At 50.9% G+C, this 13,672-nt stretch carries 13 protein-coding genes; 12 read left to right on the top strand and 1 reads right to left on the bottom strand.

The genetic code is table 11. The features are described from left to right. Entirely contained in the window at window positions 1-2,580 is a 2,580-nt protein-coding gene (locus tag HHO50_RS14075; RefSeq protein WP_181306701.1) for a tetratricopeptide repeat protein, read from the bottom strand. Between the two features lie 538 nt (window positions 2,581-3,118). Between HHO50_RS14075 and HHO50_RS14070 the strand changes: the two genes are divergently transcribed. The 12 genes from HHO50_RS14070 (at window position 3,119) to HHO50_RS14015 (ending at window position 13,599) form a co-directional block, all read left to right on the top strand. Next, complete coding sequence (locus HHO50_RS14070; protein WP_181306700.1) at window positions 3,119-3,676, top strand: hypothetical protein; 558 nt, start codon at window positions 3,119-3,121, stop codon at window positions 3,674-3,676. A gap of 405 nt (window positions 3,677-4,081) precedes the next feature. After that, window positions 4,082-4,321 (top strand): AtpZ/AtpI family protein, encoded by a 240-nt coding sequence (locus HHO50_RS14065; RefSeq protein ID WP_181306699.1) that lies wholly within the window; start codon window positions 4,082-4,084, stop codon window positions 4,319-4,321. Window positions 4,322-4,345: 24 nt separating this feature from the next. Further along, window positions 4,346-4,711 carry a hypothetical protein gene (locus HHO50_RS14060; RefSeq protein ID WP_181306698.1) on the top strand — a complete coding sequence of 122 codons (366 nt, stop codon included), beginning with the start codon at window positions 4,346-4,348 and terminating at the stop codon, window positions 4,709-4,711. Window positions 4,712-4,755: 44 nt separating this feature from the next. Continuing rightward, entirely contained in the window at window positions 4,756-5,841 is a 1,086-nt protein-coding gene (atpB, locus tag HHO50_RS14055; protein ID WP_181306697.1) for a F0F1 ATP synthase subunit A, read from the top strand. Between the two features lie 40 nt (window positions 5,842-5,881). Further along, the gene (gene atpE, locus HHO50_RS14050; protein ID WP_123128431.1) at window positions 5,882-6,136 is read left to right on the top strand and encodes an ATP synthase F0 subunit C; all 255 of its coding nucleotides are present in this window, start codon (window positions 5,882-5,884) and stop codon (window positions 6,134-6,136) included. A 114-nt stretch (window positions 6,137-6,250) separates the two neighbouring features. Beyond that, on the top strand, window positions 6,251-6,748 hold the full coding sequence (locus tag HHO50_RS14045; protein ID WP_181306696.1) for a F0F1 ATP synthase subunit B: 498 nt from the start codon (window positions 6,251-6,253) through the stop codon (window positions 6,746-6,748). Window positions 6,749-6,817: 69 nt separating this feature from the next. Further along, on the top strand, window positions 6,818-7,378 hold the full coding sequence (gene atpH, locus HHO50_RS14040) for an ATP synthase F1 subunit delta (protein WP_181306695.1): 561 nt from the start codon (window positions 6,818-6,820) through the stop codon (window positions 7,376-7,378). Between the two features lie 2 nt (window positions 7,379-7,380). Then, entirely contained in the window at window positions 7,381-8,961 is a 1,581-nt protein-coding gene (atpA, locus tag HHO50_RS14035; RefSeq protein ID WP_181306694.1) for a F0F1 ATP synthase subunit alpha, read from the top strand. 75 nt (window positions 8,962-9,036) lie between these two features. Continuing rightward, on the top strand, window positions 9,037-9,927 hold the full coding sequence (atpG, locus tag HHO50_RS14030; protein ID WP_181306693.1) for an ATP synthase F1 subunit gamma: 891 nt from the start codon (window positions 9,037-9,039) through the stop codon (window positions 9,925-9,927). A 381-nt stretch (window positions 9,928-10,308) separates the two neighbouring features. Beyond that, window positions 10,309-11,976, top strand: a complete 1,668-nt coding sequence (pafA, locus tag HHO50_RS14025; protein WP_181306692.1) for an alkaline phosphatase PafA — start codon at window positions 10,309-10,311, stop codon at window positions 11,974-11,976. A gap of 39 nt (window positions 11,977-12,015) precedes the next feature. Beyond that, window positions 12,016-12,576 (top strand): inorganic diphosphatase, encoded by a 561-nt coding sequence (locus HHO50_RS14020; protein WP_181306691.1) that lies wholly within the window; start codon window positions 12,016-12,018, stop codon window positions 12,574-12,576. Between the two features lie 174 nt (window positions 12,577-12,750). Continuing rightward, on the top strand, window positions 12,751-13,599 hold the full coding sequence (locus HHO50_RS14015; RefSeq protein ID WP_181306690.1) for a UbiA family prenyltransferase: 849 nt from the start codon (window positions 12,751-12,753) through the stop codon (window positions 13,597-13,599). Window positions 13,600-13,672: the final 73 nt, after the last annotated feature.

Here is a 13,672-nt window from a genome sequence, read left to right as displayed (position 1 = left end):
CTATTGGTAATTTTTTTCAAAGAAAGCTAGATACTCTGCTAAATCGCCCAGCTTTCTAAGTAAAGCCAGGTTTGCATCAGTAATGACAAAGGTAGCAAAATTCGAGCCTTTTAAATTGGCTAGGGGAGAATTGCGGGTGGTTTGCAGTTTGGCGTACTGTTGGGCGGCTTTAAAATCGGGCAGCGCCTGGATCAGCAGGAGGGTGGTGTCGTTCCCGAAAGGCACCGGCTCCAGCTTCAACTGCTTTTTAGGGTGAAACCGGGCATTGTACGTGCCGAAGGCCGTGGTAAGTTGCCGCAGGGCCACGCTGTCGCCGGTGTGCACAATCACGAAGGAATGCGGCAAGCTTTGCTCTGCTTTGTACGTAGGAATCTCTTCTTTGGGGACAATGGGCGCGCTTGCCACGGGGGCTTTGGCCAACTCACCGGTTTCATACCGCAGGTACAGGTTCATGAAGTCCCGCGCTTTGGATTGTAAAGGGCTTTCGGGGTACCGGATAATGAATTGTTCCATGGCCGCCCTGAACGTGACCGCCGGTTGCGTGCGGCCCACTACCAAGGCCTGCAAAAAAGCGATCTGATCCTGAATGTCGTTTTGGGGGTATTTTTGGGAAAGGGACGCCAAAACGGCTAAGGTCTCGGGGTACTTTTCATCTTCATACAGCACATACGCCGAATCATAGAGGGCGTGCGCCGCCAGGTTCTCGGCCGAATACGTCCGCAGGAAATCTGGTTGGTCAATGAGTTTGCTGTACTTAGACGTAGGGAAACGCTCTTTGAGGGCCCGGGCGTACTCAGTTGCTTTCTCGGTCTGTTGTAAACTCTGCGAGAGCACATACAAACTGTAGTAGGCCTCAGAGGCATGGGGAGAGGCGGGGAACCGCTCTAACAGCTTCTGAAACGTCTGGGCCGCTCTCTGGGGTTCTCGCAGGCGCTGCTGGTAGATATTGCCTAAGGTAAACAGGGCTTCCTCTATGCGTTTGTCTGAGGCTTGGCGCTGCTCTGGCGTGACCGGAATAGCGGCCAGATAGTCTTGCTGTTTCTGCACTACGGCGGCGGCCAGGGCACTGCTGTCTACCCCCGTGCTGGTCACTATCCCTGCCGTAAGCGGAGTTGCTCCTGAGATGGCCGTGCTGCGGCGCCAGTTATCCTGCAAGGGGCGGTCTCCCCAGGTGCGCAGGAAGTCATTGCGGGCGCTCCCGAGGGCCACGGGGTTGTCAAAATACCAGGTGCTGCCCTGGGTTCCGGCTCCGCCGATGGGCAACGTGGCCGTCTGCTGGGTTAACCCGGCGGGGGCATTGGCGGCGGCTAGAGCGGCGGCGGCTTGTTGTTCCTGTTCCCGGTTTATCTGCTGGGCTACCCGCTGGGCCCGCTCAGTAGGGTTTAGTTGGCCCAAGACCTGCAAACTGTCTTCTGACCGGATGATCTCCAACTGCTGGGTAAACGCCGTGAGCACCGTGCGCCTGTCAGCCAGTTCTTCATACCCCAGCGTGGTGGGCGGCAAATACTGGAGGGTGCTGTCATAGTACGCCTGCGCCAGCCCATACTGCTGCAGGTTCTCATAGTAGATCTGCCCGGCCAAGAGATAAGAATATGCTTTCTGGATGCTATTGGTGGTGGAAGTGGCCGTAGATTGGCGCAGCAGCTTCAAAGCCTCTGGATATTCTTTCTGCCGAAGCTCCAGTTTGGCCAGGTCATAGTAGATTTTGTCGGTGTACTCTTTGTTCTTTTCGTCCTGGGCCAGTTTCTGGAGGAAGTTTTTCACTTTGGTTTGATCCGTGGCATCTTTCAGCTCCGTTACCTGGGCCAGGCTGAGGTTGGCGTAGAAGCCTAGTTCATAGGGCGGCCGCTTCTTCAAGACCGTCGCGAACTGCTCATACGCTTTGGCGTCTTGATTGGTGGCCTGGTACAACTGCCCCAGAATAAACCTGAGCCTTGACTCTTGGTCTCTTTTACGGGCGAAGGGGATGGCCTGCTCCAGGTTCTCAATCACGAGCGGCAGGTTGTTCTGGAGGCTGGCCAGTTGGGCCCTGGTCAAAAGCAATTCGCGGCCGTTGTCTTCGTTCATGCGCTCTTTCCGGAACTGCTCAGAAAGGGAGGTGAAGCTGTCATAGTCTTTTTGCCGCAGGTACAGGCGCATCATCCAGATCATGGCCTCGTGGCGGGCGTGGCGGTCTGGGCTGGTGGTCTGCACAAACCGGAACGTCTTCATCGCCTCGGCGTCTTCGCCCTGGTAGTACCGGGCCTTGCCAATCAAGACATAGCAGTCATCAATCCACCGGGACTTGGGGTGGCGCGCAATGGGGAAGGAAGCACGTTTGATGACCTCGTCCAGGTTAGGGGCCAGGGTTTTCAGCACCGTGGTGTCCAGCGGCGGCAGAATGTCCAGCACGCGGTTGTAGTCATTGACGTTGGCAGCGGCCAGCCGCGCTTCTACCTCTTCCATTTTGGTGTACGCCAGAAAATACCCGTTGAACCGGGCGTTCACGTTGCGGTACAGCCGGCCCAAAGGCTTATCTGAGGAACAGCCCGCCAAGGTGCCCAGAAAAAGAAGGATAAGGAGAAAACGTGTCAGCTTCAACGGAAAGTCAAATGATGGAATACTACTAGAACTGCACTAGGGCCTTTTTATTTTACGCCTCTTTTCCCGAAATCAGGCCGGAAACGTACGCGTAGGCACTCAAGGTTCAGTCTTTCTTAAGACTAAGAAGCAAATTTACATTATTTTAGGTTCTTACCGCACTTATACGCAACCCGCAAGCACCCGAATAAAGTGCCTGTGGAACAAAAGATCTGAAGAAATGCCTGTTTTGAGCCGATTCTCCAAAAAACAGGGCTAAAACGGGTGTCCTGGCAACAGCCTTCCCCAAAATGTCTTGTGATCTTGGTGCACATCATTCAGCAGATGGGTCACCTCATTTCTATCAGAAGATTACTATTTCTGTTTTAGGAGGGATTTCTTCTCTCCCTGACCTCCGGGCACAGGTGGTGGCACGTAAAATAAAGGTGCTATATAGCTTTTGTATATGCTTGTAAAGCTTTATCTTTCTGGTAGAAAGTGGGGTGGGTTTCTTGAGTGATCCATGTGCCTCCTTTGCCCTTTAAAAGGTTCTTCCGTTATGAAGCCACTGCTTGCCATTTCCCTCATCGGCCTGCTCCTGCTCTCCGGCTGCGACAAGGACAAAGACCCCACCAGGAACGCCAAGCTGCCCGCCGCCACGCAGGAGGGAAAGAACACGGTGGGCTTCACCCTTGAGGACGGCCAGGTGTGGGTGCCATATTACGAGTGTGCCCTGCTGGACGACCCCTGCGGGAAGGCAAGTGTAAACGTCAGCCCGCTGGCAAATACGCAAAGGCGAATAGGGCTGTCATTTAGTAAATATGTGAAAGACAAAAGCGATTTTCTCTCAATCAGAAACAACAGGACCAGTTCGGTAAACAGCACTGGCGAGAAGATTGACTCGCTCACGGTAACTTTCGTTACTGACGGCTCCCCTTGGACCGAATACGCCTTCCCTCAGCCGGGCAGCAGCTTCCTGATCACCCGCTTCGACCGCAAGAACCAAATCATCTCGGGCACCTTCCACTTCATCTTGAAGGAGTCATCCGGCAGCCGCACCATCACGCTCAGCAACGGCCGCTTTGACTATAAGTTCGGTGCCTGCGAGTGCGACTAGCGTTTGGGGCTCTTCTTCGGGAAACAGGCCGAAAACAGAGTGAACGGCCCCAACAGCAATCCCCTAAGTACCCATTGGTCGCATTTTTAACCTTTTGCCTACCCTTCCTTATGAAAGGACTTTTCCCCGCTTTCCTTCTCAATCAATCTCCTGGGTGGGCTTTTATTTGCTTTTTCATCCAATTGAATGGGGTGTCAGCTATTCATTAGGCAATAGGGCCCGGTCAATTTGTAGCGCGGCCAGTTTCTACGCTTCTGCCAGCCTCCAAAACGAACAGAATCCAATCTTAGGCGAACCCTCCCGTTTTTAGCCCGTTTTCTTAAAAGTAGGGCGAAAACAGGTGAAATCTTTCTGCCCACCGTGCGCCCCGTATGCTTACCTTTGTACAAACAGGAGCAAACGCGTATGGAACCTACCCCCAAGCAGCCAACTGAGCCAGAGAAGAAACCTGCGGTAAAGCCCTACCTGAAATATTCGGGCCTGGCGTTCCAGATGATTGCCATCATGACGGTGGCGGCCATTGGCGGCCGGAAGCTGGACGCCTATTTTGGGAACAAGACCTCCTGGTGGACGTTGGGTTTGCTGATGGTGGCGGTGTTTGCCAGTATGTATTCTGTGATTGTGACCCTTACCCGTAAGAATTAAGACAAAGTGAAGTTTATACGAGGCATGCTTTTGCTCACCGGGCTGCTAGTGCTGTTGGTAACCGTACTTAGCATAGCTACCGGAGACCAGTTGATTCATTCTTATATTTGGTACATGCTGGGCTTCTTTGTGTTTTTGACCTGTTTTGCCCATTACGTGTCAAATCTGGGGCTTGCGCATGATTCAGAGAACCTGCACGCCTACTTTTTTGCCTCTATGGGGGTGCGCATGGTTTTCTCTGTAATTGCAGTTTTTGTATACAGATATTTCCATGCCCAGCAACTGGTGCAATTTGTGCTAAACTTTTTCGCCCTTTATTTTATTTATGCCGGATTTGAAATCTACGCTTTGTTGAGTAACTTGCGCCAAAATTCAAAAAAGCATGCATAGGGCAATAAGGTTACACAAAAACCATTGCTTTTAATTAGCTCTTAATGAAGAAGATACTCGTTTTCCTGCTTACTGTACTTACTTTTTCAGCCCAGGCGGCAGAATCTCCCCAGGAAGGTAAATTCAGTCCCGGAGACATGATCATGCACCACATAGGCGATGACTATGTGTGGGAATTCGCGCATGGGGTCACCTTGCCTTTGCCGGTTATATTATACGGGGAAAATGGCCTGGATATTTTTTCTTCCTCTAATTTCTATAATGAGCAACATGAACTGCAGCCGTATAACGGCTACGTGAATGAGCACGGGCATATTTATTATGCCAATGAAGAAGGCCATCCGCGTACCCGTGTAAATGAGAAAGGCGAAGAAGAGCATGTGGGGCCAATGGATTTCTCTATCACCAAAAACGTGGCATCCCTGTTTGTGAGCGTGATTCTGCTGTTCCTGGTGTTCTTGTCCATTGCCAGTGCTTACAAAAAGAACCGCGGTAAGGCACCCAGAGGTATTCAGTCTTTCTTTGAGCCGATCATCGTTTTCGTGAGAGATGATATCGCTAAGACCAATATTGGGCCTAAGTATGAGCGTTTTATGCCGTATTTGTTGACCGTGTTCTTCTTTATCTGGTTTAACAACCTGCTGGGCTTGATCCCGGGTGGGGCCAACCTTACCGGTAACATTACAGTTACCTTAGTATTGGCGGTGATGACGTTGCTGATCACGGTGTTCAGCGGGAACAAATCTTACTGGGGCCACATCTTTAACACGCCGGGCGTTCCGTGGTGGTTGAAGTGGGGTATTCCCATTATGCCGTTGGTAGAGGTAATCGGGATTTTCACCAAGCCGTTCTCCTTAATGGTTCGGTTGTTCGCCAACATCACGGCGGGCCACATCATTATCCTGAGTTTGTTCAGTTTGATCTTTATCTTTGAGAGTATCGCCATAGGGCCGTTGAGCGTGGCATTTGCTACCTTTATGAACTTTTTAGAGCTGTTTGTGGCTTTATTGCAGGCGTACATCTTCACCTTGTTGTCTGCCATGTACTTTGGCGGCGCGGTAGAAGAGCATGATCACCACAGTGACTTAGGGCATGGCGATGCGCCCCACGCCGTACCCGCAACCCATTAATTAACCTGAATTCCTTTTTTTTAACTATATATATACTACTATGTTAGGATTATTGCTTGCATTGTCTCTTGGCTCAGGCTACGCGATCATGGGTGCCGGTATTGGCGCAGGTTTAGTGGCTCTTGGTGCTGGTTTGGGTATCGGTAGAATCGGTGGCTCTGCCATGGAATCTATTGCCAGACAACCAGAGGCTGGTGGACAGATCCAGACGGCGATGATTATCGCTTCTGCTCTTATTGAAGGTGTTGCCCTTTTTGGGGTGGTAGTTTGCCTTCTGATTTCTTTCATCGAGTAGATGAACTATCGCCTCGCCCGTCCTGACGATTGGTCTGGACGGGCCGGGGCGGTAAAAGAGCCAGTAGCCTATATAGACGTTGAAAAAAAGTACTTTCGTTAAAAATCCTACAACATGAATCCATTAGTAACCCCTAGTCTCGGATTACTTTTCTGGCAAGTGGTCACCTTTTTGGTGGTACTTTTCCTTTTGTCAAAGTTTGCCTGGAAGCCGATCATGAAAGCTTTGCGCGAGCGCGAAGACAACATTGACTCTGCCTTGAGAATGGCCGAGAAAGCCAAGCTGGAAATGCAGGCTTTGAAAGCAGACAATGAGCGCCTTTTAACAGAAGCCCGTGTGGAGCGTGACCGTATCTTGAAAGATGCTAATGACGTGGCGACCAATCTAGTGGAAAGTGCCCGCACCAAAGCCACAGAAGAAGGCCAACGTTTGGTGGAGCAGGCCCGTGAGTCTATCCAGAACGAGAAAAAAGCGGCGTTGACCGAGGTGAAGAACCTGGCGGCTACGTTGTCTATTGACATTGCTGAGAAAATTATCAGACGTGAACTGCAAGATGAGCCCGCGCAACGTGCGTTGGTGCAAAGCTATCTGCAAGAGACGCACCTGAGCTAGAAAAGACTGGCGAGCTGCTTCCCGCCCCGGAAAAGGAAGCGAATCGTTTTAAACACGCAAGAGAAAAAAATGTCAGACGAAAGAGTTGCCTCCCGGTACGCCAAGTCACTGCTGGAACTGTCTCAGGAACAAGGCTCGCTGGAGAAAGTATACGCCGATATGCTTTCCTTCACCAAGACGTTGAACGAGAACCGTGACCTGAGCTTAGTACTGCGCAACCCGATTATAAAGCACGATAAGAAGCTCTCCATCATTACCGCCGTTTTCGGCGCGAACATGACCGAGCTAACCATGGCCTTTTTCAAGATTGTGACCCGTAAGAACCGGGAAGCTATTCTGGAATCTGTGGCCCGTGAGTTCGTGAACCAGTACAACTTGATAAGCGGCATTCAGAAAGCAGCGGTAACCACTGCCGTTCCCCTCACCCCAGACCTGCGGGCTACTTTCCAGCAAATGGTGGTAGAACGTACCGGCGGTATGAAGGTAGAGTTGAAAGAAGTGGTAGACCCAGCCGTTATTGGCGGGTATTTACTGCGCATTGGAGATCAGCAGGTAGATAATACCGTGAAAACCAAGGTGCAGCGATTGAAAAATAATTTTAAAGAAAATCCATACATTACTAAACTATAATCATGGCAGAAGTTAGACCTGATGAAGTATCAGCGATTTTAAGAGAACAGCTGTCAAACTTCAGAACCGAAGCTGAACTGGAAGAAGTTGGTACGGTGCTGCAAGTGGGTGACGGTGTTGCTCGTATCTACGGCTTATCCAAGGCACAGTCTGGTGAGTTGTTAGAGTTCGAAAATGGTCTGCAAGCCCTTGTTCTTAACTTGGAAGAGGACAACGTGGGTGCGGTATTGTTGGGTGACTGGAGCGACGTTAAAGAAGGCGACACCGTTAAGAAAACAAATAAAATTGCCTCCGTTCGCGTAGGCGAAGGCATGGTTGGCCGTGTGGTAAATACCCTTGGTCACCCCATAGACGGCAAAGGCCCATTAGTGGGTGAACTGTACGAAATGCCGATTGAAAGAAAAGCACCAGGCGTAATCTACCGTCAGCCGGTAAATGAGCCGATGCAAACTGGTATCAAAGCCATTGACTCTATGATTCCGATTGGCCGTGGTCAACGTGAGTTGATCATTGGTGACCGCCAGACCGGGAAATCTGCTGTGGCCATTGATACCATCATCAACCAAGGTGAATTCTTTGACCGTGGTGAGCCGGTTTTCTGTATCTATGTAGCGGTTGGGCAGAAAGCTTCTACCGTAGCGCAGATTGTAAATGCGTTGGAGAACGCGGGTGCCATGCGGTACACTGTGGTAGTTGCCGCTCCGGCTGCTGACCCGGCTCCATTGCAATTCTACGCACCATTTACTGGTGCGGCCATTGGCGAGTTCTTCCGGGATACCGGTCGTCCTGCCTTGGTCGTGTATGATGACTTGTCTAAGCAAGCCGTAGCGTACCGCGAGGTGTCTCTGTTGCTTCGTCGTCCGCCCGGACGTGAGGCCTACCCAGGAGACGTGTTCTATCTGCACTCCCGTCTATTAGAGCGGGCGGCTAAGATCAATGCTTCTGATGCTATCGCTAGAGAAATGAACGACTTGCCGGAGTCTATCCGTCACTTAGTAAAAGGTGGTGGTTCTTTGACCGCTCTTCCTATTATTGAGACGCAAGCAGGTGACGTTTCTGCGTATATCCCAACCAATGTGATTTCCATCACAGACGGTCAGATCTTCCTGGAAACCAACTTGTTCAACTCTGGTATCCGTCCGGCTATCAACGTAGGTATCTCGGTGTCCCGCGTAGGTGGTAACGCTCAGATCAAGTCCATGAAGAAAGTGGCTGGTACCTTGAAACTGGATCAGGCGCAGTTCCGTGAATTGGAAGCCTTTGCTAAGTTTGGTTCTGACCTGGATGCCTCTACTAAATTGACCATTGAGCGCGGACGTAGAAACCTGGAAGTGTTAAAGCAAGCCCAGTTCTCTCCGGTAGCGGTAGAAGACCAGGTAGCCATGATTTACTGCTGTACCAACGGTCTTATTGATGATGTGCCGGTAAACCAGGTACGTCAGTTTGAGAGAGACTTCACCGCCACGTTGAATGCGCAGCACCGTCCGGTTCTGGATGCCTTGAGGGCTGGTAAGATTGATGATAAGGTGACCGACACGCTGAAGCAAGTTGCGCGTGACATCACCGCCAGATATCGTAACTAATTAAACCAAACAGGGGAAGAGCAGGACGGGTATTCGTGTGCTCTTCTTTTTCTGTTCATCTATAACTAACTATTAATGGCTAGTTTAAAAGAAGTACGTAACCGCATTGTCTCGGTAGGCTCAACGCAACAAATCACCAAAGCCATGAAAATGGTGGCAGCGGCTAAACTGCGTCGTTCCCAAGATAATATTATGCGCATGCGTCCGTACGCGCAACGCCTGAACAGCATTCTGTCTAACCTTTCCAATGTAAGCGGTGAAGGCGGAGAGAATGTGTACGCGCAGAAACGTGATGTGCAGCGGGTATTGATTATTGCCGTTACCTCAGACCGTGGTTTGTGCGGCGCTTTCAACTCTAACGTGATGAAAGCCGTGAACAACCTGATCAATGAGCGTTACAGCACCCAAGCGGCGGCAGGGAACATTGAGATCATGGCCATCGGGAAGAAAGGGCACGAGTACTTCACCAAGCGCAACGTGCCTACTGCCGGTGACTACACCACCATCTTCGGGAACCTGACGTTTGAAAGGGTTCGCGTAGCGGCTGAGCAAGCCATGGAAGGTTTCCGGACTGGACTGTACGACCAAGTGGATCTTGTGTACAACGAGTTCAAAAACGTAGCTACCCAGGTTATCCGGACAGAGCAGTTCCTGCCCATCCAGGAGACCCCAGGCGAGCAGAACGCCAGCCCCATGGAGTCTGATTACATCTTTGAACCTTCCAAAGAAGAGATTCTGGAGCAATTGATTCCTAAGTCGCTGAAGATTCAGGTGTACAAAGCGGTATTGGAATCCAATGCCTCTGAGCACGGTGCCCGTATGACCGCCATGGACAAAGCCACTGAAAACGCCGGTGAACTGTTGAAGCAGTTAAAACTGACCTATAACAGAACGCGTCAGGCCGCCATCACTACCGAGATCCTGGAGATTGTGGGTGGTGCCGAAGCACTTGCCGCCAGCAGATAGGTTTTATCATACCTTATTGTCCAAGCGCCCATTGAGAAATGGGCGCTTTGTTTTTGTAGGAGGTATCTTGTCACAATCGGCTACATTACCTTCCATAGAAACCGGCGCGAGCGTCTGGCTGGGGCTGCGTGTTTCCTGGCAGTTTTCCTGAAAACAGGCCAAAAACGGGTATTCCGTTTTAGATCTAACTCAAACAGGAGCTTACGCCAGGAAATGACTATTGGACGATGGAAGTAGCTTTGGAAAAGTTAGTGTTACCGGCAGATTAAGTTTTCGGCGTTCTTTTAAGAAAAGGGCATCAAAACCATATATCCTCTATATTTGCGTTTTAGGGGTGTTTACAAGAAAAGAGCCTCAAAACGAATCGGGAAAACAAAGAGAATGAAAAAAGTAGCAATGCTGGGTTGGGCCTTGATGTTGGCGCTTCTGGTGGGCATCCCCCCCGGAATGGCACAGCGCAAGAAGTCCAAAACAAAAGGCCCCGACAAACCAAAGCTTGTCATAGGAATAGTGGTAGACCAAATGCGGTATGATTACTTATACCGGTATTGGGACAAATATTCCAAAGATGGCTTTAAACGGTTAATGGGTGAAGGCTTCAACTTTAGAAACAACCATTACAATTACGTTCCCACCTACACAGGCCCGGGGCACGCTTCCATCTACACCGGTGCCACGCCCGCTATGCACGGCATTGTAGGCAATGACTGGTATAACCGCGCCACCGGACGTAACATTTACTGCGCCGAAGATAAAACTGTTGCCACGGTGGGCAGTAACTCCAGTGCGGGGCAGATGTCGCCGGTGAACATGATTGCCTCTACCATTACCGATGAACTGAAATTGGCCACCAACCAGAAGAGCAAAGTGATTGGCCTGAGCCTCAAAGACCGAGGCTCCATTCTTCCGGCGGGCCACGCCGCCGATGCCGCCTATTGGTATGACGGCAGCAACGGAAGCATGATCACCAGCACGTATTACATGAAGGAGTTACCGGCCTGGGTACAGGCTTTCAACAACCGCAAACTGGCCGATCAGTACCTGAGCCAACCCTGGACTACGTTATTGCCCATTGAGCAATACACAGAGAGCACCGCCGATGACCAATCCTTTGAAGGTACTTTCGCGGGAGAGGCAAAGCCCGTGTTTCCGCACAACATCCCCGCGTACCGTGGCAAGACGTTTGACCTGTTGCGCTCCATCCCGGCGGGCAATACGTACACCAAAGACTTCGCCATAGAGGCCATCAAGGCCGAGAACCTGGGCAAAAACACGGTTACCGATTTTCTGGCCATGAGTTTTTCTACGCCAGATTATATTGGGCACCAGTACGGGCCTAACTCCATTGAAGTACAAGACAACTATCTTCGGTTAGACCTGGATCTGGCCGATTTTCTGAAGTTTCTGGATAAACAACTGGGCAAAGAAAACGTACTTATCTTTCTTACCGCCGACCATGGTGCCGCCCACAACCCAACTTATCTGAAGCAACTGCGTATTCCGGCGGGGAACACCAACAACGGCATGATGGCCGACTCGCTCAAAAAACACCTGAACACCAGGTTTGGGACGGCAGACTGGGTGAGTTCCTTCATGAATCAGCAGGTGTATTTCAACCATGCCGTGGTGGAAAGCAAGAAAGCGAATCTGACCGAGTTACAGGAAGAGACCGCCCGGTTCATGCAGCGGTTTCCGGGGGTATTACGCTCTTTCACCGCCCATGCGCTCATGAGCACCCATTGGCAGAAAGGACTGGGCATGTTGGTAGGGAACGGGTACATGCCTTACCGTTCAGGAGACGTGATGGTCATGTTTCAGCCGGGCTGGTATGGGGGCTCTGGCCGCTCCTTGCCCAAAGGAACTACCCACGGCAGCCCCTGGGCGTATGACACCCACATTCCTTTGTTGTGGTACGGCTGGCAGATTCCGGCCGGGGAGTCTACAGTTCATACAGAAATTACGGATATTGCGCCAAGTTTAGCGGCATGGTTGCGTATTCAGGAGCCAAACGGAACCATGGGGCGGGCTTTATTGGAATATGTGCGGTAGACAATCTGCCAGAAAAATTAATTAGATACAGAAAGTAACATGTTAGAGACCACTAAAAACGCCAGCAACCCTTGGCATGATGTAAGCTTTGGAGAGGAAGCTCCCAAGATAGTAACGGGTATCATTGAAATTCCGAAGGGATCAAAGGCTAAATACGAATTAGATAAAGATAGTGGCTTACTGAAGCTAGACCGCGTATTGTTTTCGGCGGTACATTACCCGGCCAACTACGGCTTCATTCCGCAGACGTACTGCGATGACAAAGACCCGTTGGATATTCTGGTGCTCTGCTCCATTGACGTAGCTCCCATGTGCCTCATTGATGCCAAAGTGATTGGCGTGATGCAGATGATTGACAACAACGAGGAAGACGATAAAATCATTGCCGTAGCCGCCAATGACATGTCTGTGAAGCACATCAATGATATTTCTGAGTTACCGCCCCACACCCTGCTGGAAATCCAGCGCTTCTTTGAAGACTACAAGAAACTGGAAAACAAAGAAGTGATTGTGGAGAACTTCCTGGGCCGCGAAGATGCCTACAGAATCATTGAGCAGAGCATAGAGCTGTACAACACCACTTTCAGAGATAAAGAGTAAGAGGTAAAAAGATTTATACAAAAGCGCCGCTTCCCGTATAGGAAAGCGGCGCTTTCAGTTTAGGGCCTTTGGCAAACGCCGTTTCAGAAACAGAAGAATAGTGTTGCACCTATGTTTCCCGCAGACGTACTTTGCCAGAGAGATGGAGCGGAAAGCCATTGACCCCGAAGAAGCATGAACGTCCCCCGGAAAACCCTGGATTTTATTCTGTACAGCAACCTGTTCATCTCGCTGTGCGCCGCCGTGCTGGTGCTGGAGACGTATTTGCTGAGCGGGATTCCGGTTTCCCTGCGCCTGGCGGGCATTGTTTTCTTTGCCACCCTTTTTGTCTACAATGCAGACAGCCTAGTGCCCTACAAATTCAACCAAAACGTGCCCCTGGGTTCTCGCATGAAATGGGTGAAAGCCAACAGATTGGAGCTGATCTTCATTTCGCTGGCCAGTGCCTTGTGCACCATTTTCCTTTACTGGACGGCTATTTTCGAGTTGAATTTCTGGTTTTTGCTGCACCTGATGGTGGTGGCCGGGCTCTACTCCGTTCCGGTGGTGCCGGAAGGCGAGCGTTATATTCCGCTGCGCGATATTCCCTTGCTCAAAGTTTTCCTGATCGCCTACGTCTGGTCGGCGATCACCGTGCAGTTGCCCCTCATGGAAGTAGACCATGACCTGTTCGCGTCTGACAGCCTTATCCTTTTCCTGCGGCGTTTCCTGTTCCTTTTCTCCCTCACCCTGGTCTTTGACATACGCGACGTGCACAAAGACAAACTCACCCAAACCGTCACCTTCCCCACCAAATGGGGCGTGCAGAATACCAAAAGGCTGGCCTTGGTCATCTTGCTGCTGTACGCGTTGCTGGTACCCGCCGGAACCGCGCCCCACCTGCGGATTGCGTTAGGGGCAGCCGGAATAGGAGCGGCCCTGGTCGTCTGGAATGCCCACGAATACAGATCCCAGTACTACTTCATGGTGCTCGCCGATGGTATGATGCTGCTACAGTTCCTGCTGGTATGGCTCCTGATGTAAACCCCGGTAAAGCCGAATTGCCTGTTTTCTGCCAGATTTCGAAAAAGGAAGCCAAAAACGTGCCTGAAACCGA

It is taken from the genome of Rufibacter sp. XAAS-G3-1 (genome assembly GCF_013623775.1).
Lineage (GTDB): Bacteria > Bacteroidota > Bacteroidia > Cytophagales > Hymenobacteraceae > Nibribacter.
The sequence above is the reverse complement of the archived record's forward strand: the minus strand, read 5'-3'. Positions and strand labels throughout refer to the sequence as shown.

What these genes read in the sequence shown, in the direction of transcription:
- HHO50_RS14065 (WP_181306699.1), top strand. Translation starts at nt 4,082, where the DNA reads ATGGAACCTACCCCCAAGCAGCCAACTGAGCCAGAGAAGAAACCTGCG.
- atpG (WP_181306693.1), top strand. Translation starts at nt 9,037, where the DNA reads ATGGCTAGTTTAAAAGAAGTACGTAACCGCATTGTCTCGGTAGGCTCA.
- HHO50_RS14070 (WP_181306700.1), top strand. Translation starts at nt 3,119, where the DNA reads ATGAAGCCACTGCTTGCCATTTCCCTCATCGGCCTGCTCCTGCTCTCC.
- HHO50_RS14045 (WP_181306696.1), top strand. Translation starts at nt 6,251, where the DNA reads ATGAATCCATTAGTAACCCCTAGTCTCGGATTACTTTTCTGGCAAGTG.
- atpH (WP_181306695.1), top strand. Translation starts at nt 6,818, where the DNA reads ATGTCAGACGAAAGAGTTGCCTCCCGGTACGCCAAGTCACTGCTGGAA.
- atpA (WP_181306694.1), top strand. Translation starts at nt 7,381, where the DNA reads ATGGCAGAAGTTAGACCTGATGAAGTATCAGCGATTTTAAGAGAACAG.
- HHO50_RS14020 (WP_181306691.1), top strand. Translation starts at nt 12,016, where the DNA reads ATGTTAGAGACCACTAAAAACGCCAGCAACCCTTGGCATGATGTAAGC.
- HHO50_RS14060 (WP_181306698.1), top strand. Translation starts at nt 4,346, where the DNA reads ATGCTTTTGCTCACCGGGCTGCTAGTGCTGTTGGTAACCGTACTTAGC.
- HHO50_RS14015 (WP_181306690.1), top strand. Translation starts at nt 12,751, where the DNA reads ATGAACGTCCCCCGGAAAACCCTGGATTTTATTCTGTACAGCAACCTG.
- atpE (WP_123128431.1), top strand. Translation starts at nt 5,882, where the DNA reads ATGTTAGGATTATTGCTTGCATTGTCTCTTGGCTCAGGCTACGCGATC.
- pafA (WP_181306692.1), top strand. Translation starts at nt 10,309, where the DNA reads ATGAAAAAAGTAGCAATGCTGGGTTGGGCCTTGATGTTGGCGCTTCTG.
- atpB (WP_181306697.1), top strand. Translation starts at nt 4,756, where the DNA reads ATGAAGAAGATACTCGTTTTCCTGCTTACTGTACTTACTTTTTCAGCC.